This is a genomic window from Tropicibacter naphthalenivorans, assembly GCF_900176475.1.
Lineage (GTDB): Bacteria > Pseudomonadota > Alphaproteobacteria > Rhodobacterales > Rhodobacteraceae > Tropicibacter > Tropicibacter naphthalenivorans.
This window is the reverse complement of the sequence record NZ_FWXX01000007.1, coordinates 52,330-67,872: the sequence shown is the minus strand read 5'-3', so window position 1 is coordinate 67,872 and position 15,543 is coordinate 52,330. Positions and strand designations below refer to the sequence as shown.

Annotated in this window: 17 protein-coding genes; 7 read left to right on the top strand and 10 right to left on the bottom strand. The window is 64.3% G+C overall.

Annotated elements, in window-relative coordinates:
* The first annotated feature begins 67 nt into the window (after nucleotides 1–67).
* Genes B9A11_RS14735 through B9A11_RS14725 form a run of 3 tightly spaced genes read left to right on the top strand, consistent with a single transcriptional unit; the run spans nucleotide 68 to nucleotide 3,089 of the window.
* A complete protein-coding gene (locus tag B9A11_RS14735) occupies nucleotides 68–1,264 on the top strand; it encodes a M24 family metallopeptidase (RefSeq protein ID WP_058247839.1) in 1,197 nt (398 codons plus the stop codon).
* A 26-nt stretch (nucleotides 1,265–1,290) separates the two neighbouring features.
* Nucleotides 1,291–2,451, top strand: coding sequence for an acetylornithine deacetylase (argE, locus tag B9A11_RS14730; RefSeq protein WP_058247298.1), 1,161 nt, complete (start codon nucleotides 1,291–1,293; stop codon nucleotides 2,449–2,451).
* Complete coding sequence (locus B9A11_RS14725) at nucleotides 2,448–3,089, top strand: GntR family transcriptional regulator (RefSeq protein ID WP_058247299.1); 642 nt, start codon at nucleotides 2,448–2,450, stop codon at nucleotides 3,087–3,089. The genes argE and B9A11_RS14725 overlap by 4 nt, the downstream gene beginning before the upstream one ends.
* Here the strand turns inward: B9A11_RS14725 and B9A11_RS14720 are convergent.
* From B9A11_RS14720 to ribA, 3 genes are read right to left on the bottom strand one after another with little or no spacing between them, the layout of a single operon-like run.
* Nucleotides 3,080–3,592, bottom strand: coding sequence for a L,D-transpeptidase family protein (locus B9A11_RS14720; RefSeq protein ID WP_058247300.1), 513 nt, complete (start codon nucleotides 3,590–3,592; stop codon nucleotides 3,080–3,082). The two genes, B9A11_RS14725 and B9A11_RS14720, sit on opposite strands and share 10 nt — an antisense overlap.
* Nucleotides 3,589–4,590, bottom strand: a complete 1,002-nt coding sequence (locus tag B9A11_RS14715; RefSeq protein WP_058247301.1) for an LLM class flavin-dependent oxidoreductase — start codon at nucleotides 4,588–4,590, stop codon at nucleotides 3,589–3,591. The genes B9A11_RS14720 and B9A11_RS14715 overlap by 4 nt, the downstream gene beginning before the upstream one ends.
* Before the next feature lie 60 nt (nucleotides 4,591–4,650).
* The gene (gene ribA, locus B9A11_RS14710) at nucleotides 4,651–5,733 is read right to left on the bottom strand and encodes a GTP cyclohydrolase II (protein WP_058247302.1); all 1,083 of its coding nucleotides are present in this window, start codon (nucleotides 5,731–5,733) and stop codon (nucleotides 4,651–4,653) included.
* Between the two features lie 145 nt (nucleotides 5,734–5,878).
* Here ribA and B9A11_RS14705 point away from each other — a divergent pair, with 145 nt between their 5' ends.
* Nucleotides 5,879–6,565: a response regulator transcription factor gene (locus tag B9A11_RS14705; RefSeq protein WP_058247303.1), complete on the top strand. Its 687-nt coding sequence runs from the start codon at nucleotides 5,879–5,881 to the stop codon at nucleotides 6,563–6,565.
* Nucleotides 6,566–6,805: 240 nt separating this feature from the next.
* Here B9A11_RS14705 and B9A11_RS14700 read toward each other — a convergent pair whose 3' ends face one another.
* The 5 genes from B9A11_RS14700 to B9A11_RS14680 all read right to left on the bottom strand — a co-directional run bounded on the left by B9A11_RS14700 (nucleotide 6,806) and on the right by B9A11_RS14680 (nucleotide 11,918).
* The gene (locus B9A11_RS14700) at nucleotides 6,806–7,156 is read right to left on the bottom strand and encodes a YigZ family protein (RefSeq protein ID WP_058247840.1); all 351 of its coding nucleotides are present in this window, start codon (nucleotides 7,154–7,156) and stop codon (nucleotides 6,806–6,808) included.
* A gap of 276 nt (nucleotides 7,157–7,432) precedes the next feature.
* Entirely contained in the window at nucleotides 7,433–9,574 is a 2,142-nt protein-coding gene (gene pnp / locus B9A11_RS14695; RefSeq protein ID WP_058247304.1) for a polyribonucleotide nucleotidyltransferase, read from the bottom strand.
* A 257-nt stretch (nucleotides 9,575–9,831) separates the two neighbouring features.
* Entirely contained in the window at nucleotides 9,832–10,101 is a 270-nt protein-coding gene (rpsO, locus tag B9A11_RS14690; RefSeq protein WP_058247305.1) for a 30S ribosomal protein S15, read from the bottom strand.
* Nucleotides 10,102–10,249: 148 nt separating this feature from the next.
* A complete protein-coding gene (locus B9A11_RS14685) occupies nucleotides 10,250–11,302 on the bottom strand; it encodes a calcium-binding protein (RefSeq protein ID WP_058247306.1) in 1,053 nt (350 codons plus the stop codon).
* 94 nt (nucleotides 11,303–11,396) lie between these two features.
* Complete coding sequence (locus B9A11_RS14680) at nucleotides 11,397–11,918, bottom strand: DUF1643 domain-containing protein (protein ID WP_058247841.1); 522 nt, start codon at nucleotides 11,916–11,918, stop codon at nucleotides 11,397–11,399.
* A gap of 100 nt (nucleotides 11,919–12,018) precedes the next feature.
* Between B9A11_RS14680 and B9A11_RS14675 the strand changes: the two genes are divergently transcribed.
* Nucleotides 12,019–12,987: a threonine ammonia-lyase gene (locus B9A11_RS14675; RefSeq protein ID WP_058247307.1), complete on the top strand. Its 969-nt coding sequence runs from the start codon at nucleotides 12,019–12,021 to the stop codon at nucleotides 12,985–12,987.
* Between the two features lie 3 nt (nucleotides 12,988–12,990).
* Here B9A11_RS14675 and B9A11_RS14670 read toward each other — a convergent pair whose 3' ends face one another.
* Nucleotides 12,991–13,932: a DUF1353 domain-containing protein gene (locus B9A11_RS14670; protein WP_058247308.1), complete on the bottom strand. Its 942-nt coding sequence runs from the start codon at nucleotides 13,930–13,932 to the stop codon at nucleotides 12,991–12,993.
* A gap of 187 nt (nucleotides 13,933–14,119) precedes the next feature.
* Between B9A11_RS14670 and B9A11_RS14665 the strand changes: the two genes are divergently transcribed.
* Nucleotides 14,120–14,299: a hypothetical protein gene (locus B9A11_RS14665; RefSeq protein WP_058247309.1), complete on the top strand. Its 180-nt coding sequence runs from the start codon at nucleotides 14,120–14,122 to the stop codon at nucleotides 14,297–14,299.
* On the opposite strand, the gene B9A11_RS14660 is transcribed toward B9A11_RS14665, so the two are convergent.
* A complete protein-coding gene (locus B9A11_RS14660) occupies nucleotides 14,290–14,739 on the bottom strand; it encodes a low molecular weight protein-tyrosine-phosphatase (protein ID WP_058247310.1) in 450 nt (149 codons plus the stop codon). The two genes, B9A11_RS14665 and B9A11_RS14660, sit on opposite strands and share 10 nt — an antisense overlap.
* Before the next feature lie 42 nt (nucleotides 14,740–14,781).
* Here B9A11_RS14660 and B9A11_RS14655 point away from each other — a divergent pair, with 42 nt between their 5' ends.
* The gene (locus B9A11_RS14655; protein WP_058247311.1) at nucleotides 14,782–15,465 is read left to right on the top strand and encodes an NAD-dependent deacylase; all 684 of its coding nucleotides are present in this window, start codon (nucleotides 14,782–14,784) and stop codon (nucleotides 15,463–15,465) included.
* Nucleotides 15,466–15,543: the final 78 nt, after the last annotated feature.

Sequence of the window (15,543 nt, the reverse complement as noted above, 5' to 3'; positions counted from 1 at the left end):
CGCTTTCGGACAGTCAAAGTTGTGCACAACTGCTTAGCTGAAGGCATCACAGACGATGGAGACCGCGATGCGCCAGCACCGTTTCGACAAGGATATCCCCTTTACCGAAGGCGAATATGACCGCCGCCTGAGGCTGACTCGCGCCGCGATGGACGCCAAGGGAATCGAAGTGCTCTTGGTCACTGACCCGTCGAACATCGCGTGGCTCACGGGCTATGACGGCTGGTCGTTTTACGTGCATCAGGGCGTTTTGGTGTTCCACGACCGCGACCCGGCGTGGTGGGGGCGCAATCAGGACACCAACGGCGCGCTGCGCACCGTCTGGATGGGCGATGACCGCGTTGTCGGCTACGAGGACACCTACGTTCAGAACCCCGACAAGCACCCGATGGAAGACCTCGCGCTGCGTCTGAAGGGCATGGGTTTCGAAAGCCCCCGTCTGGGCGTCGAGCTGGAAAACTACTACTTCTCGGCCAAGGCCTACCTTGCGCTGCAAACCGCCATGCCGGGGGCGCAGCTGATCGACGCCACGGCCTTGGTGAACTGGCAGCGCGGCATCAAATCCGCCGAAGAGCTGACCTTTATGCGCCGCGCCGCCCGCATCTCGGAAAAGATCGTCGACGGGCTGCTGGAACGCGTGGAACCGGGCGTCGCCAAGAACGATATTGTCGCGCAAATTCAACATGATGCGATCACCGGGGCGGATGGCCACTGGGGCGACTATGCCGCCATCGTGCCGCTGCTGCCTTCGGGGTCTGACGCCGCTGCGCCGCACCTGACGTGGGATGGCCGCCCTTTTAAAAAGGGCGAGGCGACGTTCTTTGAAATCTCGGGCTGCTATCGCCGCTACCACGCGCCCTTGTGCCGGACGATCTTCCTGGGCGAGCCGCCGGACATCTTCAAAGCCGCCGAGGCCGCCTTGGTCGAAGGTCTCGAAGCCGGGCTAGAGGCCGCCCGCGCCGGCAACCGCGCCTGCGACATTGCCAACGCGCTGGCCGCGCCGCTGGAGCGCGCCGGGATCGAACGCGGCGCGCGCTGCGGCTATCCCATCGGCCTGAGCTACCCCCCCGACTGGGGCGAGCGCACCGTGTCTTTGCGCGCCGAGGACCAGACGGTTCTACAACCGGGCATGACCTTTCACTTCATGCCGGGGCTTTGGATGTCCGATTGGGGCATGGAAATCACCGAATCCATCGTCATCACCGAAGACGGCCCGGCGGAATGCCTGTGCGACCGTCCGCGCCAGATGTTCGTCAAACCCTGACCGCTACGCGCGCCGGAGGCCCGCCCATGTCCACGCTCAAGCAAACCGAAACCCTGCTGCGCGATCTGATCGCCTTTCCCACCGTTTCTGCGGACAGCAACCTTGATATGATGGCCTATATGGCCAACTGGCTGGAAGGTTTCGGCGCGCGGGTGGACCTGCATCACGACCGGAGCGGGCGCAAGGCCAACCTGTGGGCGACGCTTGGCCCCTCTGGCGATGGCGGGATCGTGCTGTCGGGGCATTCCGACGTGGTTCCCACCGCTGACCAAGACTGGACGCAGGACCCGTTTCAGATGTGGTCCGGCAACGATCTGCTGTTCGGGCGCGGCACATGCGACATGAAGGGGTTCATCGCCGCCTGCCTCGCCATGGTGCCGCAATGGGCCAACGCCACCCTGCGCCGCCCGCTGCACCTGTGCTTTACCCACGACGAAGAGGTCGGCTGCCTCGGCGCGCGCGCGCTGGTGCCGGAACTGCAAAAGCGTGGCATCGCGCCCACCATGGCGATCATCGGCGAGCCGACCGAGATGCGCATCATCGAAGGCCACAAGGGCTGTTGCGAATACACCGCGCGGTTCACCGGGCTCGAAGGGCACGGCTCTGCCCCCGACCGGGGCGTCAACGCGGTGAATTATGCCGTGCGCTACGCCGCCCGCCTGCTGGAGCTGGCCGAGCAGCTGAAAACCCGCACCCCGGCCAATTCGCGGTTTGATCCGCCGTGGACCACCGTCAACATTGGCCGCCTGTCTGGCGGCGTGGCCCATAACGTCATCCCCGGCAAGGCCGAGATCGACTGGGAAATGCGGCCCGTGCATTGGGACGACGCGCATTTCGTCAAGGACGCGCTGGACGCCTATGTTCAGGATACGTTGCTGCCCGCCATGCGCGCGGTGTCGCCCAGTGCCGAGATCACCACCGAAGTGATCGGCGAGGTCGTCGGCCTGAGCCCGATGGAGGATAACGCGGCGCGCGATCTGGTGCGTCGCCTGACCGGGCAGAACGCCTGCGAATTGGTGCCCTTTGGGACCGAAGCGGGGCTGTTCCAGCAGATGGGCATGAGCGTGGTGGTCTGCGGGCCGGGCTCCATCGCGCAGGCGCATAAACCCGACGAGTTCATCGCCCGATCCGAGTTGAAAGCCTGCCTTGACATGCTGCACGGACTTGGGCGAACGCTGGCGGCATGACCGAAGCCTCCGACCGTTTCACCCGCCTTTACAGCGCCCTGCGCGAACGCATTTGCCTGCTCGATGCGCCCCCCGGCACCAAATTGTCCGAAGAGGCCTTGGCGGCCGAGTTCGGCACCTCGCGCACGCCGCTGCGCCGGGTGCTGGCGCGGCTCGAGGACGAAGGCTTGGTGGAATCGCGCCATGGCGTCGGCACCTTGGTGACGGATGTGGACGCGGAAGAACTGCGCCAAGTCTATGCCTTGCGATTGGAACTGACCCATTTGGCGGGTGTCCTCTCGCCCGCGCCGATCACTGATGAAACGCGCGCCCAGCTCGAGGACTTTGTCCAGCGCGCAGACGCGCTGGCCGCAGCCCCGACCCCGCGCGGGTTCGCCCAGCTCAACATGGACTACCACGCCTTTGGGCTGTCGCTGACCGGGAATGTGGCCCTGCGCGAGGCGTCAGAGCGGCTCTATTTCCGCACCGCGCGCATTTGGCTGCAAAGCATCCCGCGCATGGATCTGGCCAGCGAATGCGCGATTTTCCTTGATGAATTGCACCAGACACGCACCGCGCTGGCGGCCAATGATCCGCAGGCGGCGGCGCTCATCCGGCGCGCGCATATTTCCATGAGCATGAACCGGCTTTACGCCTGAGCCAGCCCTTTCGGGACGATCAGCCGCGTTCCCGGCGCGATCTTTGCAGCGATGGCGCGCAGGTGATCGGGGCGAAAGGCCACGCAGCCTTCGGTCGGGTACCCCGGTCTGCGCCAGCGGTGAAGAAAGATGGCAGAGCCGCGCCCCGCCTGCGCATTGGGCCAGTTCCAATCGGTCAGCAGCACCAAGTCGTACAGGCGATCCGCCCTGCGCAGCCGCTCGTGCGAAGGCGCATAGGGCGCGCGGACGAGGTGGTTATAATCCGGCTCGCCAGAGGCATCGGACCACAGATCGCGCGGGCCAATGGGGCGCGCCCAAACGTTGGGGCGCGCGATCCGGTCGGCCCGATAGAGCATCCCGACAATGCGATGCACGCCCACCGGGGTCGCGCCATCGCCCTCGCGTTTGTCCGTCCGAATGCCGCCTTTGCCGATGGTACAAGGCCAAATCTGCCCGGCAAAGCGCAGCCCCATGGGCGTCAGGACCATGTCTTGCGGGGTCATGCGGCCTGTGCCTGCGTAAGGGCTTGCATCACTTCGGCGCCGATCTCAAAGGACCGCAGGCGCGCCGCGTGGTCATAGATATGCCCGGTCAGGATGACCTCTTGCGGCTGGTGCTGCGCGATCAGGGCGCTCAGCTGGTCCTGGACCTGCGCGGGCGTGCCAACGGCGGTGATCCGCAGCGCCTCGTTGACTTGGGGGATTGCCCCGGCGGGCACGACGCTGGACAGGTCATCCACCGGCGCAGGCAGCTTGCCCGGTGTGCCGGTGCGCAAGCGGTAAAACGACTGCTGCATCGAGGTGCGCAGGCGATGCGCCTCGGCCTCGGTATCGGCGGCAAAGAGGTTAACGGCCAGCATGGCGTGCGGCTGGGCCAAGGTCTGCGACGGCTGGAAGTAGCGGCGATAGACCTCGAACGCCTGCTCGAGCGCGGCGGGGGCAAAGTGCGAGGCAAAGGCGTAGGGAAGCCCCAAGGCCGCCGCCACCTGCGCCCCATAAAGAGACGAGCCCAGCACCCACAAAGGCACCTCGGTGCCTGCGCCGGGATGGGCATTGACCGCGCGATCCGGGTTCAGCGGGCCGAACATGTCGCGTAACTCTGCGACTTCATTAGGGAAATTCTCGGCTCGGGCGTGGTGCACCCCCAGCGCCTGCATCACCGCATGATCGCCCCCCGGCGCGCGCCCAAGGCCAAGGTCGATGCGCCCCGGATAGAGCGTCGCGAGGGTGCCAAAGGCTTCGGCCACGGCGAGCGGCGCATGGTTCGGCAGCATGATGCCCCCTGCCCCGACGCGCATCGTCTTGGTTAATCCCGCCACATGGCCGATCAGCACCGCCGTCGCCGCAGAGGCGATGCCCGGCATGTTGTGATGCTCGGCCAGCCAGTAGCGGTGATAGCCCCAACGCTCGGCGTGGACAGCCAGATCGCCGGTGTTGCGCAGCGCTTGGGCGGCCTCGGACCCTTCGGGGACGGGCGCAAGATCGAGCAGGGAATAGTGCATGGGATCGACTCCTTTGCGCCTAAGGATGGGGCGCAAAAGCTATGGTTTCAACCCAAGGCGCTACAGCAGATGCCCGGACTTGGCCGCCTTGACCGCGAGGTAGCGTTCGTTGTGCTTGGACAGACCGACCTTGAGCGGCACCCGCTCGGCCACTTGCACGCCGCAACGTTCCATCATGGCGATCTTGGCGGGGTTGTTGGTCATCAACCGCACAGCGGAAAACCCCATTTCCTCAAGGATTTGCGCCCCAAGGCGAAAGTCCCGCTCGTCATCTTCAAAGCCCAGACGGTGGTTCGCCTCGACCGTATCAAAGCCCTGATCTTGCAAGGCATAGGCGCGCATCTTATTCGCCAGACCAATGCCGCGCCCCTCTTGGTTGAGGTACAACAGCACCCCCGCGCCCTCGATCCCCATCTGCCCCAGCGCCGCGTTCAGCTGCGGGCCACAGTCACATTTCAGCGAGCCCAGAAGATCGCCGGTGAAACAGGCCGAGTGCAGACGCGCGAGGACCGGCGCCTCGCGGTCGGGGCGACCGATTTCGATGGCGTAATGCTCGTCGCTGCCGTCTTCGGGGCGGAAAATATGCAGGCGGGCGTTTTCAGCGGCGCGCAAGGGCACCTTGGCCGAAATCACGTGATCCAAGGGCGGCAGGACCAGCATCAAGGGCGCTGCCTCGGCCGCCGGAACCTGTACAAGCCCGTGTTTTGCGGCAAAATCCGACGGCACCGGCACCACAAGCGCGGCGGGCAACAGGCGCGCGGCCTTGCACAGGGTCAGCGCCAGTCGGTGCAGCGCTGCATCGCCATCGCGCCGGGTCTGAAGCGGGCCTTTCATGGGATAGTCCATGTCATCCGCCGGATCGGCCAACTGCCGCACCCAGGCCAAGGGCGCGCCCTCGGGGACGATCACCCGCGCCACATCGGTGTCATAGGCCACCGCCTTGAGCGTCTCGGCCCGCCGTCCGGTCAGCGCCAGGTCCAGCGGCCCCAGCACCGCCATCGCCGCCATCCGCTCCGGCGCAACGGTTTCCGCGCTGGCCACCAGCACCGCCCCCGCCTGCCCCATCAGCACCACCGGCACGCCCATCCGCAGGTCGCCCCGCGCCCGCGCCAGTGTCTCGTTCAGATCCGCTCTCAGGCCCAAGACGCGCCCCTTTCGGTTACAATTTCGCGGAATTGCTGTAACATTTCCCCGCCTCGGACACGAGAGCGTGAACGTTTGCAGCATTCCTTGCCGGAGGCGCAAAATGTCCACATCTGGCAGGAAAGGCAACACAGGAGAACGTGATATGCCCCAGCTCAAGAATATCCTGCTCGTCGATGACGAGGACGACCTGCGCGAAGCCCTGGCCGAGCAACTGGTGATGACCGAAGACTTTGAGGTTTTCGAGGCCGAAACCGGGGCGGCCGCCATGACGCGCGCCAAGGAACAGAACTACGATCTGATCATCCTTGACGTGGGCCTGCCCGACACCGATGGGCGCGAGCTGTGCCGTTTGATGCGCAAACAAGGGGTCAAAGCGCCGATCCTGATGCTGACCGGGCATGACAGTGACGCGGATACGATCCTTGGGCTGGACGCGGGCGCGAATGATTACGTAACCAAACCGTTCAAGTTTCCCGTGCTTTTGGCCCGCATCCGCGCCCAGCTGCGCCAGCACGAACAGTCCGAGGATGCGGTGTTCACCGTTGGCCCCTACGCCTTCAAGCCGTCGATGAAGCTGCTGATCACCGAGGATGAGCGCAAGATTCGCCTGACGGAGAAGGAAACCAACATCCTGAAATTCCTCTACCGCGCGACCGAAGGCGTGGTCCCCCGCGACACCCTGCTGCACGAGGTTTGGGGCTATAACGCCGGGGTCACGACGCACACGCTGGAAACGCACATCTATCGCCTGCGCCAGAAAATCGAGCCTGATCCCTCGAACGCGCGTCTGCTGGTGACCGAATCGGGGGGCTATCGTCTGGTGGCCTAAAGCGGCCCTTGCAACAACGGGACGGTGGGCGGGGCGATGTTCGCAGAACAAGCGCCGTACAGCGGTCCCGTTGACCCAGAGCGTTCGCCGCCTAGGTTGACTCACATCAAAGTCGCATTGCGCGAGCACCTTTAGATTTGGGAAAACACACACAGTTCCCGTCGCATGTGCGGGTCATCACATGCACCTCCCTGTTGGACTGTGGCCGGGCCTCGTGCCCGGTCTTTTTTTGCCCTGCGCCTACGCTCGCGCGTCCAGATACATCCGCACCGCGTCCTGCACGTGGCGAAACCGGTCGCCGCCCAGATGCTTGCCGCCATACCAGCGCGTGACCACGACGATCTCGCCGGTCACGCCTTCGCGCTCCAGCATCCGCAGGATCACCATCCCCGCGCCGCTCTCGCCATCGTCGTTCTTGAGCGGCGCCTCATCGGTCAGACAGGCCCAGGTGTTATGCGTCGCCTTGGCGAATTTCTTCTTGCGTTTGAGTTCCTTGAGGAAGGCCGCCGCCTCATCGGCACTGGCACATGGCCCGCCCGACACGGCATAGCGCGACCCGCGATCAGAAATGATGTTTTCCAAGACAAGCATAAGGCCGGGGTAATCGCCGCGCCCCAGCGAGGCAATAGGAAACGGCCCCCAAGATTGGGCCTTGGCATATCCCAATGCCAAGGCCCTGCGACGCATCCCGTGAGTGTGGACGAAGGATCGCAACTTCTACGTGCTAAGTCTCACATTGAACTGTCTATTAAATGGGTAAAGAAACCCTTTATTTCCCCAAAAAACGCTGCGTACCCTTAACGAGTGGCAAAATGCAAAAAGGGCGCCCGCAAAGACGCCCTTTTCATCACTTCAAGAAGGCCGCGATCACTCGGCGGTTTCTTCTTTCTTCTCTTTTTCGACTTCCTGACCGGTTTCCTGGTCAACCATCTTCATGGCCAGACGGACCTTGCCGCGGTCGTCAAAGCCCAGCAGCTTGACGTAGACCTCTTGGCCCTCTTTCAGCACGTCCGACGGGTGGTTCAGGCGGCGGTTTTCGATCTGGGACACGTGCACCAGACCGTCGCGCTTGCCAAAGAAGTTCACGAAGGCGCCGAAATCGACGATCTTCACGACCTTACCCTTGTAGATCTGGCCCTCTTCCGGCTCTGCCACGATCGAGTGGATCATGTCATAGGCCTTTTGGATGGACTCACCGTCCGGCGAGGCGATCTTGATGATGCCGTCGTCGTTGATGTCGACCTTGGCGCCCGAGGTTTCCACGATCTCGCGGATGACCTTACCGCCCGAGCCGATCACTTCACGGATCTTGTCGGTCGGGATCTGCATGGTCTCAATGCGCGGCGCGTGCACGCTGAACTCACCTGCCGAAGACAGAGCCTTGTTCATCTCGCCCAGGATGTGCAGGCGGCCTTCCTTGGCCTGTGCCAGCGCGGTTTTCATGATCTCGGGCGTGATGCCTGCGACCTTGATGTCCATCTGAAGCGAGGTGATGCCGTTCTCGGTGCCTGCAACCTTAAAGTCCATGTCGCCGAGGTGGTCTTCGTCGCCGAGGATGTCGGTCAGAACCGCGTAGTCACCGTCATCTTCCAGCACCAGACCCATGGCCACACCGGCCACCGGCGCCTTGAGCGGAACACCTGCGTCCATCATCGACAGCGAGCCGCCGCAGACCGAGGCCATCGACGAAGAGCCGTTGGATTCGGTGATCTCGGACACGATGCGGATGGTGTAGGGGAAATCCGTTGCCGCAGGCAGAACCGCCTGAAGCGCGCGCCATGCCAGCTTGCCGTGACCGATTTCGCGGCGACCGGGGGAGCCCACGCGGCCCACTTCGCCGACCGAATAGGGCGGGAAGTTGTAGTGCAGCATGAAGTTGGATTTGAAGTTGCCGTGCAGCGCGTCGATGAACTGCTCGTCGTCGCCGGTGCCGAGGGTGGACACGACCAGCGCCTGCGTTTCGCCGCGGGTGAACAGCGCAGAGCCGTGGGTGCGCGGCAGCAGGCCGGTTTCCGACACGATCGGGCGCACTTCGTCCAGCGCGCGGCCATCGATGCGGCGCTTGTTCTTGACCACGTCAGAGCGCAGAACCGTCGATTCCAGCTTTTTCAGCGCGGAGCCGAGGTTGGCATCGTCCAGCTGCTCTTCGGTCAGAGCGGCCTTGATGTCTTCCTTGGCGGCGGCAACAGCGGCGACGCGCTCTTGCTTGTCGGTGATGGCGTAGGCCGCCTTCATCTTGTCAGCGCCAGCGGCTTTGACCGCCTCGAACAGCTCGGAGTAATCCGGTGCCTGGAAGTCAAACGGCTCTTTGGCGGCGTCTTCGGCCAGATCGATGATCAGGTCGATCACCGGCTGGATCTGCTCATGCGCGAACAGAACCGCGCCCAGCATCTCGTCTTCGGTCAGCTCGTAAGCTTCGGATTCGACCATCATCACGGCGTCTTTGGTGCCGGCCACAACCAGATCGAGGCGCTGCTCGGGGTTGTTGCGCAGCATGTCCATGTCTTCCACGGTCGGGTTCAGGACGTATTCACCGTCCTCGAAACCAACGCGGGCACCGGCGATCGGGCCACGGAAGGGCGCGCCGGAAATGGTCAGCGCGGCGGACGCGGCGATCATCGCGACGATGTCGGGGTCGTTGACCAGATCGTGCGACAGAACAGTACACATCACCAGCACTTCGTTCTTGAAGCCGGGGACAAACAGCGGGCGGATCGGACGGTCGATCAGGCGCGCGGTCAGCGTTTCCTTTTCGGTCGGACGCGCCTCGCGCTTGAAGAAGCCACCCGGAACCTTACCGGCGGCATAGTATTTCTCTTGGTAGTGCACGGTCAGCGGAAAGAAATCCTGACCTTCCTTCTGCGTCTTGGCGAAGGTGACGTTGGCCATCACGCTCGTTTCGCCCAGCGTGGCGATCACGGTACCGTCGGCCTGACGGGCAACCTTGCCCGTTTCCAGTGTGAGCGTTTCTTCGCCCCACTGCATGCTCTTCTTCACTTCTTTGAACATCATGTATCCTCTTGGAGGCACTCCGGCCCCTGCCGGTCCTCCGATTGCATGGCGGCCCCATTGCCGCCGACCCCTACTCGATCATGTCATGCGCCGGGGTCCGGGCGTCACGTCTCAGATGTGGCCTGCCCATACAGGTTTTTGGGCCTTTTGGAAAGGACCGATTGGGTTAACGACGCTTGTCGCCTGCGGCAAAAAGGAAACGCCCGCCTGCGTGATGCAGACGGGCGCCTGTCCCTCGGTCGAGGAAAACGCTCTTAGCGGCGGATGCCGAGGCGCTTGATGAGGTCCTGGTAGCGGGCCACGTCTTTTGCCTTGGTGTAGTCCAGCAGCTTACGACGCTGTGCGACCAGCTTGAGAAGGCCACGGCGCGAGTGGTTGTCCTTCTTGTGGGTCTTGAAATGCTCGGTCAGGGTCGAAATGCGCGAGGTCAGGATGGCGACCTGCACTTCGGGGGAACCGGTATCGCCTTCTTTGGTGGCGAATTCTTTCATCAGGCGTGCTTTTTCTTCAGCAGTGATCGACATCGGGGTCTCCTTTCGGATCAAAGGGTTATGGCACAAGCCGGGATGTCGTCCAGCAAGGCCCGTGGAGATATCCGCGATTGCGGATGCGCGCTCTTACGCGATTCTGGGGAATTTGCAAAGGGGGAATGGCGCGCGGTGGTAAACGCCGCTAGCCAAAGGCCATGTCGCCCGCGGCGCTTTCGCCGACCAGCACGATTTGATCCATGGTTGGGGCGTCCTCGGTCGGCAAGACCGTCAGCACGACGCCATCCACGAGGATCTCGGTCAGCTCTGGGTCGCCCTCCATCGGGCGGATTTCAAGCTCTGGGTCCGGGCCACCGTCGGTGTCGTCATAGACGATCACGATCTGATCCTCGGCGTTGTCAAAATCGGCCAGCTCGGCGGCCTCATCCACGATCCAATCGCCCAGCACCAGAACATCGGCCCCGGCCCCGCCGGACACGATGTCGCCCGCGCCGGTGCCGATGGTGTCGTCACCGTCCCCACCGTTCAAAAAGTCCATCTGGTCAATGTCGGTGCCGTCGGCGCCGCGCACGACACCGTTCAGCAGGTCATTGTCCCAGCCGCCGAACAGCGTGTCATACCCAAGACCACCGTCCAGCGTATCGTCCCCTTCGCGGCCATGCAGCGCGTCGTCGTCGCCTTCGCCATATAGGGCGTCAGAATCCAACCCGCCTTGCAATTCGTCATCGCCGTCGCCGCCGAACAGCGAATCCTCGCCCTCGTGGCCGAACAGCGTGTCGTCGCCAGCGTCGCCATACATGGCATCATCCTCGGCCTCGCCGTGCAGGCTGTCGTCGCCCTCGCCGCCCAGCAGCGTGTCGTCCCCGTCGCCGCCGCGCAGCTCGTCGGTGTCGGCACCACCGTCCAGCAGATCATCACCGTCCATGCCGCCCATCAGGTCGGTGGCATCGGTGCCGGTCATGGTGTCGGCCTCATCCGTGCCAACGGCAATCGAGCCCGGCTCTGGCTGTTGGTGAATGTCCTCGGAAACCTCATCGTCCGCGCCATCGACGGGCATGTTGATCAGGCCCATCTGCTCGAACAACGACCCCGTCGGGGCGCTCTCCAGCTCTTGGGGATCATCCTCGGGGGTGTCGGCCTGATCGTCGGCATCCCCGTCCAGCTCAGGCGAATAGGTGCTGACGATCGCAACCGATCCCAACGCCATCATGCCCAGTAAACCCGCGAGAAAGAACATCAGCCTACGCCCATACGATAAAGACCGCCCGAGTATCCATCAAACCCCCGGCCCCGGCAAATGAAATTCCCTTAGAAAGTTAATGATCCAAGGGTCAGATCGCCAGTTGCGCGCGTGCCTGCGACGTCCACGGCAGCGGCGTCACATCGTAGGAGACATAGAGCGGATGGCGCGGGTGACCCGCCTTGGTCAGGCCCAAATGGCGCACATCCCCCTTTAAAACAGGGGCAATCCGCGCCGCCTGCCCCAGCAGCGCGCCATGGGCGCCCCAGGCGGCGATGGTCATATCCGCCGCCCCCGACCATTCATTCAAAAGCGTTGCATTCTCTGGCCCGACCGGGTCCGCCGCGCGGCGCAAATCCGCCGGTTTGGTCGCCCGAAAGGCAAAGAGATTGGCGATCCGCAGCGCGCCAAACCCCAGTTGCACCGCCCGCCGCTGACAGCGTTCGATGGTCGGATCATTGGCCATCTCGGTCGCGGTCGAGGGGTTGAGCATCACATACAGCACCTCGGGGCCATCGCTCCAGCGGCGCGCCAGCCCATAGCGGTAGGTCTCGCAGGGGGAATACAGCGCCATGCTGCGCTGCCCGTCGGTTTCGGCGTGTCGTTCGATCATCGCCGCGCAATCTGCCCCGCACAGCCCGCAAGAACAAGAGGACAAGACCGCTTGACGCCGCGCCGCGCCCGCGATCCCATGCCGCCAAAGGAGCCCACGCATGAATATCGAGATGATCACCGCCGCCGCCGACCGCCTAAAGGGCCACGCCCGCCGCACCCCGCTGCTGAGCGCGCCGCAGCTGGACGAGATCGCCGGGCGGCGCGTGCTGGTCAAGGCCGAATGCCTGCAACACACCGGCAGCTTCAAGTTTCGCGGCGGCTGGGCGGCGGTCTCGGCCCTGCCGCCCGAAGTGCGCGAAAAGGGGGTGATCGCCTATTCCTCTGGCAACCACGCGCAGGGGGTGGCCGCGGCGGCGCGGGCCTTTGGCATCCCGGCGGTGATTGTCATGCCCTCCGACGCCCCTGCCCCGAAAATCCAAGGGACAAAGACGCTTGGCGGCGACGTCATCCTCTACGACCGCGCCACAGAGGTGCGCGAAGACATCGGCGACCGGCTGGCGGCCGAGCGCGGTCTGACGCTGATCAAGCCCTATGACGATGCGCAGGTCATCGCGGGCCAAGGCACCGTCGGGCTGGAAATCGCAGACCAAGCCGCCGAGGCGGGCGTGACCCACGGCGACGTGCTGGTGTGCTGCGGCGGCGGCGGGCTGACCGCCGGGGTTGCGCTGGCGTTAGAGGCGCGCGCGCCCGGCCTGCGCGTCCGCCCCGCCGAGCCCGAAGGCTTTGACGACACCGCGCGCTCGCTGGCCAGCGGCACGCCCCAAGGCAATGCCACGCAATCGGGCGGGCTGTGCGACGCGATCCTGACACCGCGCCCCGGCGCGCTGACCTTTCCGATCAACAAACGCCTGTGCGGACCCGGCGTCGTGGTCAGCGACGCAGAGGTCCTCAGGGCCATGGCGCTGGCCTTTCGCCATCTCAAGGTGGTGGCCGAACCCGGCGGCGCGGTTGCGCTGGCCGGTGCCCTGTTCCATGGAGCGCAATTACAGGGGGATGCGGTGATCGCCACGATTTCCGGTGGCAACACCGACCCCGCCGTCTTTGCCCGCGCTTTGGAAAGCCTCTAGCCGTTAACAGTCGACCCCGGTCGGATCGCCCACGCAGCCCGTGGACGGGTCCAGCAGCAGATCGCCCGGATCGGTCACCACCGGCGTGTCGATCACGCCCCCGGCCGTGCTGGTCCCACCTGCGTCGGTCGTCCCACCGGCAGCGGTCGTGTCATCATAGGCCGTGTCGTCATAGGCATAATCGTCGTCGTGATGCGCCTCTTCCTCACTGGCATCGACCAGCGGGAACCGCGCAAGCGTCTGCGCTTCGATCCTGTTCAAATAGCCTTCGAGCTGCGGCAGGGTCGGGTTGGCCCGCTGGATATAGGCCTTGGTCTGGCGCATCATCGACTGCCGCTCGGACACCGGGATGTGATCCAGCGTCCGCACATAACCCGCCCGCGCGCCCAAGGCCGGCCCCTGCGTCGACACACGTGCAGCGCGCCCCGGCCCGGCCCAGCGTGGCCCGCCCAGCCAGACGGCGGCGAACATGATCTTGGCGGTCGTCTCGTTCGTGCCGCCGACGATCAGCCCGTCATAGAACATGCGGTGCACGTCCTGCCACAGCGCTTGGTGAAAGCGCGAGCCTTCCTCGTTGCCGATCCCGCAATAGGCGTCGTGCATGGCGGCGGCATTGATGAACTCGGGCGAGGTCGGATCCCCGACGATTTCAACGAACATCGGCGGGATGGACGCGCCATCGGTCAACGTCCGCGGCGGCGCAAACCACTGCCGCCCAGTCGCGTCCACAAAGGTCAAGCTCTGCGCCGTGGGGAAAAAGGTATAGGCGCGCCTGGGGATCGTCACCGGCTCGTTCAGCACCCGCAGAGGCGCGCGATCAAAGGCGCACCCCGGCTGCGTCCGGCAGCTGATCTCTGGTTCGGCGGCACCGGGCTGCGGCACTTGCGCGGTATCGCACGCCGACAGAACCAGCATCCCCGCCACAAAAAGCGAAAACGGTTTCATCAAAATCACCCAAGCTTAGAAATTTGACCGATTGGTATGTGGGTTTTGCCACGTGGTTCAAGCAAACCAAACCGAAACCAAGCAAAACTGACAGGTTCCCTCGCGTCGCTGCCGTAAATCTGAGCCAGATCAAAGCGCACACATTCCGTCACCTATATGTTTGGCGCATCAACCTTCGGAGGGCACCATGTTTCGCCTTGCTAGCATTCTCTTTTCGCTAATCTCGACCACCCTTGCCGGGACAGGCGTCATCGCCGTTCTGGTCGCAGGCTACGGCACGCTGATGCCGATCCTTCTGGCCGCCGCCGCGGGCGCGATTCTTGCGCTGCCGGTGTCTTGGCTGGTCGCCAAGCAAATCTACAGCTGATCGAGCAAGCCGCGCGCGCAGACTTCGACCAGATCGAGCGTCCCGTCAAAGTCGCGCGTATAATAGGGGTCGGGGATCTCATCGGCCCCGGCCTGCGGCGCATAGTCGGTGAACAGGCGCAGCTCGGCCCCGCCCGCCTTGGGCTGCATCGCCCGCAAATCGCGCAGGTTGTCGCCGTCCATGGCCACGATCAGGTCGAAGGCGGCGAAATCCCCGCGCGAGACCTGCCGCCCGCGCAACTCCGACAGATCGTACCCGCGCGCCCGTGCCGCCGCCTGCATCGGCGCATAGGGCGGCTCGCCAATGTGCCAGCGCCCGGTGCCCGCACTGTCCAGTTCCACATCCACGCCGCGCTGCTCCGCCATTGCGCGCACCACCCCTTCGGCAGAGGGCGACCGGCAGATATTGCCCAGACAAACGAATAGGATACGATAGGTCATCCCCCTCGCCTATCCGGCGCACGCACAAAGGGTCAAGACCACATGGACAAGATCGTCATCCTCACCGGCGCAGGGCTGTCCGCCGAAAGCGGCCTTGGCACCTTTCGCGACGAAGGCGGCCTCTGGGCGCAGCACCGCATCGAAGACGTCGCCACGCCTCAGGGCTTCGCCCGCAACCCCGCGCTGGTCCACGGCTTTTACAACGCCCGCCGCGCCCAAAGCCTACAGGCCACGCCCAACGCCGCCCACCACGCGCTTGCCAAACTGCAAAACAGCGGCAAGGCAGAGGTCATCCTTGTCACCCAAAACGTCGACGGGCTGCACGAAAAGGCAGGCAGCACCGCCATCCACATGCACGGCCAGCTGGACAGCGCGCTCTGCGCCGCCTGCACGCACCGCTGGCCCGCCCCTCTGGAAATGGACGGCAGCACGCTCTGCCCCCACTGCCAGACCCCGAACGCCCGCCCCGATATCGTCTGGTTCGGCGAAATCCCTTACCACATGGACGAAATCGCCGATCACCTCGCCACCTGCACGCTCTTCGCGTCGATCGGAACCTCGGGCCAGGTCTACCCCGCTGCCGGCTTCGTCCAAGAGGCGCTCTACGCCGGGGCCGAAACCGTGGAACTCAACCTGAACGCCACCGACATCTCGCGCGCGTTCCACCAGCACCACATCGGCCCCGCCAGCCAAATCGTCCCCGACTGGGTTGCCACCCTTCTCTAACCGCTTCTTCTCTTTAAAAATATCCCGGGGGGAAGGCCCAACGGGCCGGGGGGCAGCGCCCCCCTTCCCCAAATCCTG